This window comes from Burkholderia sp. AW49-1 (genome assembly GCF_053427845.1).
Genome location: NZ_JBSAXF010000007.1, coordinates 177,622 through 192,782, shown reverse-complemented (window position 1 = coordinate 192,782; position 15,161 = coordinate 177,622). Strand labels below are relative to the sequence as shown.

Here is a 15,161-nt window from a genome sequence, read left to right as displayed (position 1 = left end):
AAAAGGGAGCGCGTGAGGAAGGTACGCGAATGGGCCGATTATCGGCCATTTTCAAGCGGGCGGAGGGGAATGACGGAAAGCGCCTGACGGCGGCAGGGAAATGCGGACAGAACGGTGAGCCAGTGCATTGCACGCGGCTCACCGTTCGACATCAGGAAGGGGTGCGGGCGAGCGAGGCGGCGCCGTGGTTTTCGCCGGGCAGCTCGGCGCCGTGCGAGCGGATCGCCGCGATCAGCTCGGCCGGCGTGATCTCGTAGCGGACCTCGCGGTGAATGCCGGGCTTGCGTTCGTCGATCTCGATCAGCAGCACGCTCTTGCCGTCGCCGGTCGATTCGAGCCTCAGCGAGCGCAGTTCGCGGCCGTCGGCCGGGTCGTGTTCGGTGAGCAGGGTCATTGCCCCGGATGAGCCGGTAGTGCGCATCGAACCTATCCTCGTGTCGTGTGTGCCAGATTGGCGAAGATGTCGTTGTTGAATGCAGCTTGACGAAGTTTAACGCGAACGGGCCGCAATACGGAGCATTTTCGTGGACCCGAATTGAGGGTTGCACCACCGATCCCTCTGATGTTTGAGCCGCGCCGGGCGGGCGTTTCAGCCGGATCGGCCGACTTCAACGTGAAGCGCGCCGTGCTGCCGCCATCGTTGCGAAGCCGCCGATGCAGGGCGCCGCTTGTGCCCGCATGCACGACCCGGATTTCCGGATGTGGCGTGTGCGCGCCGGTCAGGCGGGCGAGGTGCCGGTGAAGCGGCGGTGATAGCCGTTCGGGCCGAGCACCCACGGGTCATATTACTTCCCGCCGCCGTCGGCCAGTGTCGCCCAGTCGCCACGCAGCGCCTTGCCCGGTTCGACGACGTGGCGGCGCGGTACGTGGCCGAGGTTCGGCTTGTCGCAGGCGGGGAACCGGTGTTCGAGAGTGCCCTTGCCGGCATCGACCTGCGCGCTTGTGATGCTGAAATGACACGGCCTGCCGCATTCGTGACGTTGCGTGCGCGGCGCATAGGCGACGCGCGGTGAGGATGTTGGAATGGTCGGAAATTACCGGTTAGTGCGAGTGACGGCGGTAGGAAATCACCGATTTCTCGAAGGCGACATGACGTAATGTAGCTGCGCGTGCAACGTAATAGACTTGTGCGTCGACCACGTTTCATTCGCATGAAATCGGATAAGCTCGATGTGTTGTTGCGTTCGTGCGGCTTCCGCGGCCGCACCTCTCGCCGCCACGATCGAACTTGCAGAAGACTGGCTGAACGTCACGCGTTTCGAACTGACCGTATTCGTCGACAACCCGGTGGCGGCGCTGTGTGAAAAGCACGGCTTCCGGATCGAAGGCGACGCGCCGGACCATGCATTGCGCGACGGCGTATGAGCGCACGTCATATGCATTCGAGGATTCGTTCGTTTTCAATCGGCCGCGTGGATCGTATCGTCGAGCGATTTGCCGGTCGTGGCTTTCCGCGTCGATGCCTGCGTGACGCGCATGCCGATTCCGGCATGCGTGGTGCCATCCGTCGATGCCCTTCGTTGTTTCGCCGCTTCGTGCGCATGGACCGACCGTCGCCGACGTACCGATTCCGACCGTCGCGCGGGGCCGTTTCCCGCAACCGTCTCTTTCAACGGAACCCGTCTCGATGAAAACCGTTCTCCGTAACGTGACTGCAGCCTGCCTGTTCGCCGCCGCGGGTGCGGCGTTCGCCACCACCGCGCCGCAGGGCGCCGCCGTATCGAGCCCGTCGGGCGACGGCGCGCATCTGCCGCCCGGCATCGCGTGGCAGCAGGGCGACGTCGATGCCGCGTTCGCGCTCGCGAAGCGCACCGGCAAGCCGCTGCTGCTGTACTGGGGCGCCGTGTGGTGCCCGTCGTGCAACCAGGTGAAATCGACGATCTTCAGCCAGCAGGCATTCAAGACCCGCTCGTCGTTCTTCGTGCCCGTGTATCTCGACGGCGATACGGAAAGCGCGCAGAAGCTCGGCGAGCGCTTCAAGGTGCACGGCTATCCGACGATGATCCTGTTCCGCCCGGACGGCACGGAGGTGACGCGGCTGCCGGGCGAGGCCGATCTCGACCGCTACATGCAGGCGCTGTCGTTCGGGATGACGGCCGCGCATCCGGTGCGGCAGACGCTCGCGACCGCGCTGAACGACGGCGCGGCGCTGATGCCGGCCGAATGGCATCTGCTGGCCGACTATTCCTGGGACACCGACGGCGCGCTGCCGGTGCCGGCCGACCGTGTCGCGGTGACGCTGCAGACGTTGTCGCAACGGGCGCGTGCGGCCGGCGCGAAGGCGGACGCCGCGCGGTTCGCGCTGAAGTCGGCAGTGGTGGCGGCATCGGACGATCCCGCACAGGCCGGCGTGCTCGACAAGGCGGCGCTCGCCGACGCGTTGCGCGCGGTGCTGCGCGAGCCGGCACTGGCGCGAGCCGATTCGGACGTGCTGGTCGCGGCGCCCGCGCGCGTGGTCGGATACCTCGGCGGCGACGCCGCGCAGCGCACGAAACTGCGCGGCGCGTACGACACGGCGCTCGCGCGCCTGTCGACGGATACGACGCTGTCGTCGATCGACCGTCTGATGGCACTGCACGGCCGTGTGCTGCTCGCGCGCGACGATGCGCACGCCGGCGCGCCGCTTGCCGCGCCGGCGCTGGTCGATACCGCACGCAAGCAGATCGCGGCATCGGTGCGGGGCGCCGCGAACGCGTACGAGCGGCAGGCGCTTGTCAGCGAAGCGGCGGACACGCTGACCGACGCAGGGCTGTACGACGAATCCGACGTCTTGCTGAAGGCCGAGTTGCTGCGTTCGGCGACACCGTACTACTTCATGTCGGGACTGGCGGCGAATGCGAAGGCGCGCGGCGACAAGGCCGCGGCGCTCGACTGGTACCGGAAGGCGTACGACTCGGCGAGCGGCCCGGCGACGAAGCTGCGCTGGGGCGCGACCTATTTCGCGAATGCGGTTGCGCTGGCACCGGACGATTCGGCGCGGATCGAGGCGATCGCTGCGAGCGTGCTCGCGCAGGCCGGCAAGACCAAGGATGCGTTTTATGGGGCGAACCTGCGCGCGCTGACCAAGGTCGTCACGCAACTGAATCGCTGGCGCGGCGGCGGCGCGCACGACGCGTCGGTCAGGTCGGTCGTGAAGCAGTTCGACGCGGTGTGCGCGAAACTGCCCGCGGGCGATCCGCAGGCAGCCGCATGCGCAAGACTGATCGAGCCGGTGAAGGCGTGATGACCTGCGCGGAAGCGGTCGGATCGGACGACCGCGTCGTGACGGTGATCAGTGGCTCGACTCGGACGATGCACCGCCGTCGCTGCCATACCCGGCACTCTGCTGACGGGCGATCTTCGCTTCGGCGGAAACGATGCTGGCCGGGTAGAACCAGTCGCTCGGCTGGAAGCCGGCCTGCTTGAGCGCCTTCACTTCGGCGTGAACCTGCGCGCGCGTGAGCGGCGGGTTCGACTGCGCTTGCGCGGCGAGCGGCGCGGATACGGCCAGGGCAACGGCAACTGCGTGAATCAGGCGCTTCATGATCGTGACCTCCATGTTTCCAACTGTGCGGCCGGCCTTCGTTCGACGAAGCGGCGGCGGTTGAAAGCAGTGTAGGCCCGGCCACGCGCGCGAAAAATGCGATCGCGCCCAACGCAGTGTTTTGCTGCCGGTAACAATGGATGGCGGTGCGTGACGGGCGTCGAGCCGTGCGGGCCGCGCGGCGATGTGGCGCTGTGCGGCTCCGATCGGACGGGGGATGAGCCGGCGGATGAGAACCCCCGGTGATCCGACTTGGCTTGCATGCGGAGGTGTCGGGAGGGTGCGGCGCGTCGCGGCGATGCGGCCGGACGCGGCGCGGCGGCGTTCGGAACGCCGCCGCATGCGGAGACTTACACGAGACCCGTCGTGTAGTACACGGCGATCACGAAGAACACCGCCAGCGTCTTGATCACGGTGACCGCGAAGATGTCGCGATACGACTCGCGGTGCGTGAGGCCCGTGACCGCGAGCAGCGTGATGACCGCGCCGTTGTGCGGCAGCGTGTCCATGCCGCCGCTGGCCATCGCGACGACCCGGTGCAGCACATCCATCGGAATGTTGGCCGCCTGCGCGCCCTTGATGAACAGGTCCGACATCGCGGCGAGCGCGATGCTCATGCCGCCCGACGCCGAACCGGTGATGCCGGCGAGCGAGCTGACTGATACGGCCGCGTTCACGAGCGGGTTCGGAATGCTCTTCAGTGCGTCGCTGACGACGAGGAAGCCCGGCAGCGCGGCGATCACGCCGCCGAAACCATATTCCGACGCCGTGTTCATCGCGGCGAGCAGCGCGCCGCCGACGGCGGCCTTCGAACCGGCCGCGAAGCGGTCGCTGACGCGCTTGAACGCGGTCAGGACGACCAGCACGATGCCGAGCAGCAGCGCGGCCTCGACCGACCAGATCGCGACGACGGTCTTGATCGACGTCGTGACCGGCGTATGCACGCCCGGCAACACGTCCGGCGCGACCGTGTACGACGCGGCGCCGTACCACTGCGGGATCAGTTTCGTGAACGTGAAGTTCGACGCGCCGACGAGGATCAGCGGCAGGATCGCCAGCGCCGGATTCGGCAGTGACGTCGCTTCGACGCGCTCCGGCTCGTTGACGAGCGACGTGCCGTAGCCTTCGCCCTTCGCCATCGCCGAACGGCGGCGCCATTCCAGATACGAGAGGCCGACGACGATGATGAACAGCGAGCCGATCGTGCCGAGCACGGGTGCGGCCCAGGCGGTCGTCTTGAAGAACGTGGTCGGGATGATGTTCTGGATCTGCGGCGTGCCGGGCAGCGAATCCATCGTGAACGAGAACGCGCCGAGCGCGATCGCGCCGGGCATCAGACGCTTCGGAATATTGCTCTGGCGATAGAGTTCGGCCGCGAACGGATACACGGCGAACACCACGACGAACAGCGACACGCCGCCATAGGTGAGCAGCGCGCACACCGCGACGATCACCGCATTCGCACGCGAGCGGCCGATGTAGCGGATCGCGGCATGCACGATCGACTCGGAGAACCCGGACAGTTCGATCACCTTGCCGAACACGGCACCAAGCATGAAGACAGGGAAATACAGTTTGACGAAGCCGACCATTTTCTCCATGAAGATGCCGGAGAAGACCGGTGCGACGGCGGCGGGTTCGATCAGCAGGACCGCGCCGAGCGCGGCGATCGGCGCGAACAGGATCACGCTGTAGCCGCGATATGCGGCGAACATCAGGAACGCCAGCGCGGCGAGGACGATTACGAAAGACAAGGGAGTCTCCTAATAGCTTGGAATGGCTTTGGTTGTTGTTCGATCGCGGGATGCGCCGCGAACCGGCTCAGGTTCGTGCAGGTTTCGTGCCATCGGCCGGATTGCGCCGCCGGACGTGGATCCGGCGCAGGCCGGCGGGCCCGCGCCGGCCAATGTCTGAAGATTCTACATAAATCGTCTCCATCGGGAGACGATTCGGCCGCCAGGACCGCTTGCTGAATCGGGCAGGGCTTTCCCGGACAAGGCATTCCGGGGCGTCTCCAAAATGAGATACTGCGTCTCGTTCCGGAGACGTCCGGCCAAGCATACGCGGAGACAACGACACGATGATGAACGACTGGGCCCGCCTGCCCGTCAATTACGGCGACGTGCTGCGGCGCGCCGCCGAGTCGCTGTTTCAGACTTTCGAGGATTCGAGCGCGGGCACGGTGGTCGTCGATCGCGACGCGCGCGTCGTGTGGATGAACGAGCGTTATGCGGCGCGCTTCGGGTTCGCCGATCCGCAGCAGGCGGTCGGCCTCGACTGCGAGGCGGTGATTCCGAACAGCCTGATGCGCGAGGTCGTGTCGACCGGACAGCCGATCCTGCTCGACATCATGGAGACGGGCCGCGAGCCGCTCGTCGTCACGCGCTTGCCGTTGAAGAACGAGGCGGGCGAGACGGTCGGCGCGATCGGCTTCGCACTGTTCGATCAGCTGAAGACGCTCACGCCGATCTTTTCCCGTTACGTGCAGCTTCAGCAGCAGTTGATCGCAACGCAGCGTTCGCTCGCGCAGGCCCGCCGTGCGAAATACACGTTCGCGAGTTTCGTCGGCACGAGCGCCGCAAGCCTCGAAACCAAGCGGCAGGCGCGCCGCGCCGCACAGGTCGATTCGCCGGTGCTGCTGCTCGGCGAGACGGGCACCGGCAAGGAACTGCTTGCGCATGCGATTCACGCGGCCTCGGCGCGCGCGCTCCAGCCGCTCGTGACCGTCAACGTGGCCGCGATTCCCGACACACTGCTCGAAACCGAATTCTTCGGCGCGGCGCCGGGCGCGTATACCGGCGCCGATCGCAAGGGGCGCGTCGGCAAGTTCGAGCTGGCCGATCGCGGCACGCTGTTTCTCGACGAGATCGGCGACATGCCGCTGCCGCTGCAGGGCAAGCTTCTGCGCGTATTGCAGGACAAGGAGTTCGAACCGGTCGGCTCGAACCGGATCGTGCGGGCCGACGTGCGGATCATCGCCGCGACGTCGGCCGACCTGCCCGCGCTGGTCGAGGCCGGCCGCTTTCGCGCGGATCTCTATTACCGTCTCAATGTGCTGACGATTCACGCGCCGCCGTTGCGCGAGCGGGCGTCCGACATCGCGGCGCTCGTCTATGCGACGCTCGAGGAGTTGGCCGCGCAGCACGGTCGCGCTGCGCACTGCGAACTGACCGACGATGCGCTGCGGATGCTGTGCGCGTACCCGTGGCCGGGCAACGTACGCGAGCTGCGCAACACACTCGAGCGTGCGCTGATGCTGTCGGATCGTTCGGTGATCGATGCGGGTGCGCTCGCGCCGTTCCTCGGGCCGGTGCGCGTGGTGCCGGACGGCGTGCCGGCGGGCACGCGGGCTGCTCCGTCGCCGATCGGCCAGGATGCGGGCGATACAGCAGGGGCGCATGGTGCGCCGGTCGTTTCGTATGCCGATGCGTTGGCCGCGTGGGAGCGCCAGTTCCTGATCGACGCGCTTGCGGCCTGCGACGGGAAGGTGGTCGAAGCGGCCGCGCGTATCGGCATCGGCCGGGCGACGCTGTACAAGAAACTGACGGCGCTCGGGATCGCGCGGGAGCAAGCGGTGGTGGATGCGCGCGGACATGACGAACGGCACCGGTGAAGTGCCCGACAGGAGATGACGATGAAGCGAATCGCGATTGCCGGATGGCTGGCCGCACTGGTGGCGACGTCCTCGCTCGCGCAGGCCGGTGACGCGGACGCGCCGGCGGTTCGGCGCAACTGGTACAACGATCCATTCGTCGCGCTGTCGCGAGGCTTCGCCGAATGCCCGCTGCCGCTCGGCCCGTGGATGACACGCGCCGAGATGGAAGACGACGCGCATTACCGCGTCGAGCGCGGGACCACCTGCTGGCTCGCCCACCGCTGCACGAAACCGAATTCCTACATGTATGACGCGCCGATCGCCGAGGCGGCCAAAGCGCATTTCGCAGGCACCGAACGTCTCCAGGGCACGAGCCTGTGGATCACCGTGCAGCGGCGCTTCATCTATGTCGAAGGGTGTGCTGATCCGGCATTCGATCGGCAGGCGCTGGAGCGCGAACTCGGTGCGCTTCCGGACGTCGAGCAGGTATTCGTTCGCATCACCGACGATCCGCACCGGGCCGTGCCGTACAAGACGCGCGGCCGGCCGGACCGAACACCTGACTGAACGCCTGGCGGCGGTGCATGGCATACTCGCGGCATTAAAAAATCGGTTGACGGAAAGAACAATGAAACACATGCTTGCGTCGGTCTGTCGGTGGCCTCGAACGCATTGGCGCCGGGCCGGATTGTTGGCCCTGGTTGCGGGGCTCGGCGGGTGCGGCGGCGGGGCGCCACTGTTCACTTCGGACGGACGCCCGACTACACAGGTGCAGTGCGCCGGCAGCGACTGGAGCAATTGCACGGACAATGCCCGAGCCATCTGCAATGGAGAATTCGACGTCCTCCAGCAATCGACCGATGACGCACTGCGAAATCTTCTCTTCGCATGCAAGAAGAAAAGCGGTTATTGACCCCGACATGACCGGATAAGGAGACCGTAATCGGGTGAAGCGCTTTTCTATTCGCTTGGAGTTGGCTATTTTTCATGAATAACACTCACGGAGTCCCATCCATATGGCGACCTACAGGCAACTGACAGCGCAGCTCGAAAGACTTCAGCAAAAGATCGACAAGGAGCGCGAAAAGGCGATTGCCGATGCGATTGCCGCCATTCGGGCGAAAATCGAGGAATTCGACATTACCGCGGAAGAGCTCGGTTTTCGACCGATCGGCGCCGCTGCTGCCGCGAAACCGAAGCGTCCGTTGCCGCCGAAGTACCTGAACCCGAAGACGGGCGAAACATGGAGTGGCCGCGGGCGGGCGCCTGCATGGCTCGGCAAGAACCGCGCACGTTTCCTGATCAAGGACTGACTCCCGAAAACCCTCACCTTTCATGCGCTGACTGACGGTGCGAACGGCCATGCGGCCGGCGCACCGTTTTGTTTTTGGGCAGCCGCAGCGCGATTCGAAATCGCGAGTTGAACACGAATGGCGCGCGATTAACGGACATCGTTTTGCGAATTCGCCGCGATTAGACCGGATATCGCCGCGAATTCCCGTAAACAACCCTGCAATTACACGGCATGCGCGCATTGGCGTTCTCGATCTGCGCGGTGCAGACGTACCACCCATTGCGATCACCTCTCGCGCATTTGCACTGCGTGCCCTGCATTTCCCGAACTTGCTCACCAAGCCTCCTGTAAATCCTCACCTTTGAAGCGGTGAACGGATGACCGCGTCGTGTCGCCTTCGCCCGTTGCGTCGTGCGAAGACGTTGGCGACCTGCCCATGTTGCGTGCATTGATGCGCATCGCACAGTTGGCCGTTCGGCATATAGGCAGCCGCATCGGGTTCGCCTATGCTTGGAGTTCGCGTCGACCAGCGCACGGCCATCCGGCGAGCGCGCCGGTCGGGTCGTCTTTCGTTACCGTATGGAGCCGATGTGACCGTCCGCCATCTCGATGCGTTGTTCCAGCCCAGGTCCGTTGCCGTCGTCGGTGCATCGTCGCGCGCGGGCAGTATTGGTGCGATGGTGTGGGCGCGTGTGCTCGACGGCGCGTTCGAGGGGCCCGTGTGGCCCGTCAATCCGAAGTATCGCGAGCTGGACGGGTACGCGGTCGTGGCCGATGTCGACCGGCTGCCCGCCCCGCCCTCGGTCGCCGTGATCTGCACGCCGCCCGCCACGTGGGCCGGAATCGTGCGCAAGCTCGGCGAGATCGGCGCGCGTGTCGCGGTGATCGTCGGCGAGGCACGCACCGACGCCGACCGCGCCGCGCTCGATCGCACGCTCAAGGCCGCGAAGCCGTTCGTGCTCCGTATCGTCGGGCCCGGCAGTCTCGGCGTGCTGTCGCCCGCGCGGCATGCGCATTTCGGCGCGCCGGCCTATACGGCGCGCTCGGGTGGCGTCGCGTGGGTATCGCAATCCAACGCGCTGACGAATGCGGTGCTCGGCTGGGCCGATGCAAGAGGCCTCGGCTTTTCACATGTCGTCGCGCTGGGTAACGAAGCCGATGTCGATGCGGGCGACGTGCTCGACTACCTCGCGAGCGATCCCGGCACGCGCGCGATCCTGCTCGAGCTCGACACCGTGTATGCCGCGCGCAAGTTCATGTCGGCAGCGCGTGCGGCGGCGCGCAACAAGCCGGTGCTCGCATTGCGCACCGGGCGCGCCGATCCCGGTGATGCGCTTTACACGGCGGCGTTTCAGCGTGCGGGGATAGTGCGTGTCGATGCGCTCGACGATCTGCTCGACGAGATCGAGACGCTCGGCGTCGGGCGCGTCACAGCGCGCGGCGCGGCGACACTTGTGACGAGCGACGCGGGCGTCGCGAAACTCGCGGTCGATGCGGTCGCGGAGGTGCGCGACGTGCTGGCCGACTGGCCGGCCGAGGCGACGTCGGCGGTCGCGGCCGCGCTGCCGCATCTCGGCGGGCCCGGCAATCCGCTGACGCTTGGCGACGATGCGCGCCCCGAGCATTTCGGCGCCGCCATCAAGGCGCTTGCGCCGTTTCCGCAAACGGGCACGCTGTTCGTCGTGCATTCGACGTCCCACAGCGCGCCGGCCGATGCGGTCGCGCGCACGCTGATCGAATCGCGGCAGTACGCGTACCGCGGCATCTTCGCGTGTTTCTTCGGTGCGGTCGACGCGGCGACGCGCGACGCACTGCACGCGAACGGCATTCCTGTGCACACCACACCGCAGCGGCTTGCGCGCGCATACGCACGGCTCGTCGACTACAACCTCGGCCGGCAGTTGCTGATGCAGACGCCCGAGGGCACGCCGCTGCAGCCGGCCGAGTGCGTTGCGTCCGCGCAGGCCGAGGCCCGGCGGATGGTCGAGGCCGGTGAGCATGAACTGGCCGGCGAAGCGGCGTTGCGCTGGCTGTCCCACTTCGGCGTGCACGGCGAGCCGGCCGATGCGTCGGCGGGTGCCAGAGTCGTCGACGTCACGGTCGACATGTACGACGATTCGAACTTCGGCCCGGTGTTTCGTTATGCCGTGCCGCCGGCCGACGGCGTATCGGCGCCGTTCGTAGTGTACGGGCTGCCGCCGCTGAATACGGTGCTCGCCCGCGTGGTGATGGAGCGTTCGCCGTATGCACGCCGCACGCCCGTCGAACCCACGCTCGACGCGCTGACGGCGCTGTCGCAGGTCGTTTGCGACGTGCGCGAGGTCGTCGCGATGTCGGTCACGCTCCGTGTGCTCTCCGACCGGGCATACGTGGTCGCGCCGCGCGTCACGCTGGCGGCCGGGCGCAGCCGGCTCGCGATCATGCCGTATCCGCGCCATCTCGAGCAGACGCTCGACTGGCGCGGCGAGACCGTGACGATCCGGCCGATCCGTCCGGAAGACGAGGAAGCGCACAACGAGCTGCTTGGCGCAATGACGCCGGACGATCTGCGGATGCGTTTCTTCGGCGCGGTGCGCAGCTTCGACCATTCGCAAGTCGCGCGCATGACGCAGATCGACTACGACCGCGAGATGGCCTTCATCGTGTCGTTCACCGACGTGTCGGGCCGGTCGCACACACTCGCGGTGGCGCGCGCGGTTACCGATCCCGACAACGAGACCGCCGAGTTCGCGATCGCTGTCCGGCCCGATCAGAAGGGCAAGGGGCTCGGTCGGCTGATGATGGCCCGCATCATCGACTACGCGAGATCGCGTGGCACCGCGTGGATGGTGGGCGAGGCGCTGCGCGAGAACACCGCGATGATCTCGCTGGCGAAATCCTGCGGTTTCGAGGTGTCGACGACGGAGGAACCCGGGGTGGTCGGGTTCAGGATGAAGCTGCAACCGTAATCGCGTCGGCAAGCGTGCCCGAACGTCCGGCGGTATCGTGCGCAGCCGCTGCGGAACGCGCGATGTCGATGATTCACAGTCGCGACGGAGCGAATTGGTTGTAGTTCGGAATGCAGATCGTTCAACTCTTTCGGTCCAATATGCGGATCGGTAAAGCGCTGGCTTCGCGACCTGCGGGGAAGGGTGAGTGCATCGGGTCATGGCGTCCGCGGCGGGCGGATGCGCGCGCTGGTGACCTCTGCGTACCATCGGTCCCGGCGCCATATTTGAGCTCACTGACGCCCGAGCTGCGCACCGGCAGCATCGGAAACGGAACAAAGGTGAGGATTTTCAGGAGCCGAAGGTGAGCATTTCCGGGGGCAATCGGGCGAGTCGATACGGGAGCACCCGGTCGGCCTTCGCGGAAGCTGTCGGTGAGCCCTTGCAGGAAGCCCCGGTGAGCCTTTCCGGGAAGGGGCGGTGAGCGTCTGCGGGATGCGTCGGTGAGGACATTCGGGAAGGGCCGGTGAGCGTCTCCGGGCGCTTCAGGTGAGCTTTTACGGGATGCTCAGGTGAGCACTTACGGGATGCTTCGGTGAGATTATTCGGGAGCCTGCAGACGCAGTGCTCCGGCTGGCGCGGCGCAGGTTTCTGCCGGCGTTGGCGCCGGTGCGGGCACGCATGAACCGTGCCCGCGATGGTATTTATGCAGCGAGCTTCGCCGCTGCGTCGTTCACCTGGTCGCGCGAAATCGCGAGTTCTTCGAGGTGCGCGTCGGCATAGACGCCGCCGGTTTCGCGCTCGAGCCGGGCGATCGTCAGGGCGCAACGCGCGGTGTCTTTCGGCATCGCGATGAAGCGCTTGACCGATTCGCCGGACGTGAATGCATCGAACAGCGCGCCGCGCACGTCGTCCGGAAGCGTCTTGGTCCATTGGTACGGCTTGCCGTTGAACGTGATCGACGGCGGCAGCGTGCGCTCCTTCTTGGTGGCCGTGATGAGGCCGTAGGTGCGCGCGGCCTCGCCGATCTGCTCGGGCGAGAAGAGTTCGTCGGGCGTGATGTCGAACTGCTCGATGTAGTTCTCGATCGCGCGCATCGCTTCGGCACGGTCGTCGCGCTTCTTCTGCGCGCGCGCGACGATGTCGCGCAGCTCGTCCGCTTCCTCGGGCGTGATCGTGAAGCTCGCCTGCTTCTGCTGAAGTTCGGAGAAACGCTGGAATTCTTGATCGTTCAGAAGTTTGGCCATGACATCCATCGGATACGACGGCCGCGACAGCCGGCCGTCGTAGTTTTTGAGAGGGCCGCTATTCTAGCGTAGCGCGGCGTCCGCGCATCCGGAAACGGTCTGCCGGATGCTGGTACGAGAGCCCGCGCGGCCGGCACGCATCGCACGCCGACCCACCTGCACGATCCGCCGGCCATGTGCCCGAACGACCGCCTTCAGCGCGCTCGACAGTTCTGCAACGCTCAGCAAGTCTCCGCGCGACACATCGACAACTGGCCTGCGATATCGCGCAGTCCTGCGACGGCCACCTCGACCGACGGCGCCATATGCGCGTCGATCCGGCGCATGTACGGGCAGGTCAGCACCGCGATCGCATGGCCGGCCGGGCCTAGAATAGGCGCGCTCAGGTCGGTCACGCCGTATGCCTGGCGGCTGTCCTGGCGCACGTAACCGAACTGGCGAATGGACTGGCACGCGTGCGCGAGCTCCTGCTCGTTCATCGGGGTTTCGCCCTTGACCTTGCGATGCTCGGCCAGCATGTGCGCACGCTGCTCGGCACCCTGGAACGACAGCATCACGCGCCCCGATGCCGTATCGGCGAGCCCGACACGCGAGCCGAGCCGCACCGACACGCCCCAGGGGCCGGGGCCGTCCACCTGCGCGATCACGAGCAGGTTGCCGCGATCGTAGACGGTCAGATGGCACGACTGTTCGGCCGCGTCGGCAAAGCGCTGCATCAGCGGCAAGGCTTCGGCGATCAGCCGGTTCATCGGCGGATGCCGATGCGCGAGCGCGAACAGCTTCAGGCTGAGCGTATAACGGTCGCCGCCGCTCGAGCGCATCACGTAACGGCGTGCGACGAGACGCTCGAGCATCCGGTAGATCTCGCTCGCGTTGCGGCCGAGTTCCTTCGTGATTTCGGTGCGGGTGAGTCCTTCCTTCTGTTCCGACAGGAGTTCGAGAATGTCGAGACCCTTGTCGAGCGCGGGCGCGCGATAGCGGTCGGCTGCGCCCATCGACTCCCGTGCGTCGCTACTGGGGAGCGGGTTATTGGTCGTTTGCGTCATGGGGTAGGAAGTCCGGGGATTGCCAATCGGAGGGCGACGCACGCAGACCGGTTTTGCACGCGGATTCGTGAAGCCGCATGCAGATGTGACTGCCATCGGCGCGAGCTTAACAACAAACGTTCAGTGGGCAATGCAGCGTCTTATTACCGATCGTTACCCAGCAAGAACGGATCACATATCGTTCCCGATGACAGGGTCCTAAGAAATATTCGCAATTCATCTTTCGGTGTCGACGGACAGTGGCTTTTGGCGTAAAGCCGAATGGTCCGGCGGGCCCGATGTTGCGGTGCAATCTCCGCAGGCGCACCAATAGTCGTTATCCGTCGCGCGCCATTTCACGGCGGGCCGCCGATGGTACAAAGAGCGGCGGGCCAGCGACGGCGTGGACGCGCGTGAAGCCGACCGGCACGTGTCGCGGATGCCGGGCCGTCGTCGCCGATGCGCAGACCGGCGGCCGCCCGTTCGATGCGCGTCGCACTCCGGTGCGGCGCCGCGATCGCTGCGCCAGCGCGAGCCTCGCGTGTCGATTGGCCTGCCGGATGCGGCGCCGACGCGCGTCATCGACGATCGGCATTCAGTCCGGCGCGTGGCCATAGGCGGCTGCGTCGGCCGGTATCCTGTCACATTCGACAACAGAGGTTAAGCACGATGAAACTGCTTCGCTATGGTCCGTCCGGCCAGGAAAAGCCCGGTATTCTCGACGCGGACGGCCGGATTCGCGACCTGTCCGCGCACGTGCCGGATCTTGTCGGCGACGCGCTATCCGACGCCGCTCTCGCGCGCCTGCGCACGATCGACCCGGCCACGTTGCCGCTGGTCCCTGGCGAGCCGCGCATTGGCGCGTGCGTCGGGCGCGTCGGCAAGTTCATCGGCATTGGTCTGAACTATGCCGATCACGCGGCCGAAGCCGGCATGCCGGTACCGAAGGAGCCGGTGGTATTCGGCAAATGGACGAGTTCGATCTGCGGCCCGAATGACGGCATCGACATCCCGAAGGGCTCGGTGAAGACGGACTGGGAAGTCGAGTTGGGCGTCGTGATCGGCGCGACGTGCAAGGACGTCGACGAGGCGCGCGCGCTGGATTACGTCGCAGGCTATTGCGTCGTCAACGACGTCTCCGAGCGCGAGTGGCAGATCGAACGTGGCGGCCAATGGGACAAGGGCAAGGGCTTCGATACGTTCGGCCCGATCGGCCCGTGGCTCGTGACGCGCGACGAGGTGCCCGATCCGCAGCGCCTCGACCTGTGGCTCGAGATCGACGGCCACCGCTACCAGAACGGCAACACGCGCACGATGGTATTCACCGTCGCGCAACTGATCGCCTACCTGTCGACCTGCATGACACTGCAACCGGGCGACGTGATCACGACCGGTACCCCGCCGGGCGTCGGGATGGGCATCAAGCCGTCGCCTGTGTTCCTGAAGGCTGGCCAGACCGTGCGCCTCGGGGTCGAGGGGCTGGGCGAGCAATTGCAGGGCACGCGCGACGCGCAGTAGGCGAGCGTGTGGCGCGAGCCGGATCGCGGGCG

The 15,161-nt window shown here is 66.2% G+C and carries 12 protein-coding genes and 2 pseudogenes; 8 read left to right on the top strand and 6 right to left on the bottom strand.

The annotated features are described in order from the left end of the window. Positions 1-151: 151 nt before the first annotated feature. The gene (locus ACV22W_RS14140; protein WP_040138862.1) at positions 152-421 is read right to left on the bottom strand and encodes a hypothetical protein; all 270 of its coding nucleotides are present in this window, start codon (positions 419-421) and stop codon (positions 152-154) included. Positions 422-564: 143 nt separating this feature from the next. Then, positions 565-941 (bottom strand): annotated as a pseudogene (locus ACV22W_RS14135) (phospholipase domain-containing protein); the annotation flags it as partial. Positions 942-1,209: 268 nt separating this feature from the next. Here ACV22W_RS14135 and ACV22W_RS14130 point away from each other — a divergent pair. Both ACV22W_RS14130 and ACV22W_RS14125 read left to right on the top strand, forming a co-directional pair. Then, positions 1,210-1,365: pseudogene (locus ACV22W_RS14130) on the top strand (GNAT family N-acetyltransferase); the annotation flags it as partial. A 262-nt stretch (positions 1,366-1,627) separates the two neighbouring features. After that, entirely contained in the window at positions 1,628-3,223 is a 1,596-nt protein-coding gene (locus ACV22W_RS14125) for a thioredoxin family protein (protein ID WP_448019957.1), read from the top strand. 48 nt (positions 3,224-3,271) lie between these two features. Here ACV22W_RS14125 and ACV22W_RS14120 read toward each other — a convergent pair whose 3' ends face one another. Then, entirely contained in the window at positions 3,272-3,523 is a 252-nt protein-coding gene (locus ACV22W_RS14120) for a DUF4148 domain-containing protein (RefSeq protein ID WP_448019956.1), read from the bottom strand. Positions 3,524-3,873: 350 nt separating this feature from the next. Further along, complete coding sequence (locus ACV22W_RS14115) at positions 3,874-5,277, bottom strand: GntP family permease (RefSeq protein WP_448019955.1); 1,404 nt, start codon at positions 5,275-5,277, stop codon at positions 3,874-3,876. A gap of 326 nt (positions 5,278-5,603) precedes the next feature. On the opposite strand from ACV22W_RS14115, the gene ACV22W_RS14110 reads away from it, so the two are divergent. From ACV22W_RS14110 to ACV22W_RS14090, 5 genes are all read left to right on the top strand, one after another. Then, on the top strand, positions 5,604-7,136 hold the full coding sequence (locus ACV22W_RS14110; protein ID WP_448019953.1) for a sigma-54 interaction domain-containing protein: 1,533 nt from the start codon (positions 5,604-5,606) through the stop codon (positions 7,134-7,136). A gap of 21 nt (positions 7,137-7,157) precedes the next feature. Beyond that, the gene (locus tag ACV22W_RS14105) at positions 7,158-7,685 is read left to right on the top strand and encodes a BON domain-containing protein (protein WP_448019952.1); all 528 of its coding nucleotides are present in this window, start codon (positions 7,158-7,160) and stop codon (positions 7,683-7,685) included. A 61-nt stretch (positions 7,686-7,746) separates the two neighbouring features. Continuing rightward, complete coding sequence (locus ACV22W_RS14100; RefSeq protein ID WP_448019950.1) at positions 7,747-8,031, top strand: hypothetical protein; 285 nt, start codon at positions 7,747-7,749, stop codon at positions 8,029-8,031. Positions 8,032-8,134: 103 nt separating this feature from the next. After that, positions 8,135-8,431 carry an H-NS histone family protein gene (locus ACV22W_RS14095; protein WP_059467298.1) on the top strand — a complete coding sequence of 99 codons (297 nt, stop codon included), beginning with the start codon at positions 8,135-8,137 and terminating at the stop codon, positions 8,429-8,431. Between the two features lie 571 nt (positions 8,432-9,002). After that, positions 9,003-11,360 carry a bifunctional acetate--CoA ligase family protein/GNAT family N-acetyltransferase gene (locus ACV22W_RS14090; RefSeq protein ID WP_448019948.1) on the top strand — a complete coding sequence of 786 codons (2,358 nt, stop codon included), beginning with the start codon at positions 9,003-9,005 and terminating at the stop codon, positions 11,358-11,360. A 683-nt stretch (positions 11,361-12,043) separates the two neighbouring features. On the opposite strand, the gene ACV22W_RS14085 is transcribed toward ACV22W_RS14090, so the two are convergent. Next, positions 12,044-12,595: a hypothetical protein gene (locus tag ACV22W_RS14085; RefSeq protein ID WP_448019946.1), complete on the bottom strand. Its 552-nt coding sequence runs from the start codon at positions 12,593-12,595 to the stop codon at positions 12,044-12,046. Positions 12,596-12,807: 212 nt separating this feature from the next. Beyond that, the gene (locus ACV22W_RS14080; RefSeq protein ID WP_448019945.1) at positions 12,808-13,632 is read right to left on the bottom strand and encodes an IclR family transcriptional regulator; all 825 of its coding nucleotides are present in this window, start codon (positions 13,630-13,632) and stop codon (positions 12,808-12,810) included. A 648-nt stretch (positions 13,633-14,280) separates the two neighbouring features. On the opposite strand from ACV22W_RS14080, the gene ACV22W_RS14075 reads away from it, so the two are divergent. Next, positions 14,281-15,129: an ureidoglycolate lyase gene (locus tag ACV22W_RS14075; protein ID WP_448019943.1), complete on the top strand. Its 849-nt coding sequence runs from the start codon at positions 14,281-14,283 to the stop codon at positions 15,127-15,129. The last annotated feature ends 32 nt before the right edge of the window (positions 15,130-15,161 follow it).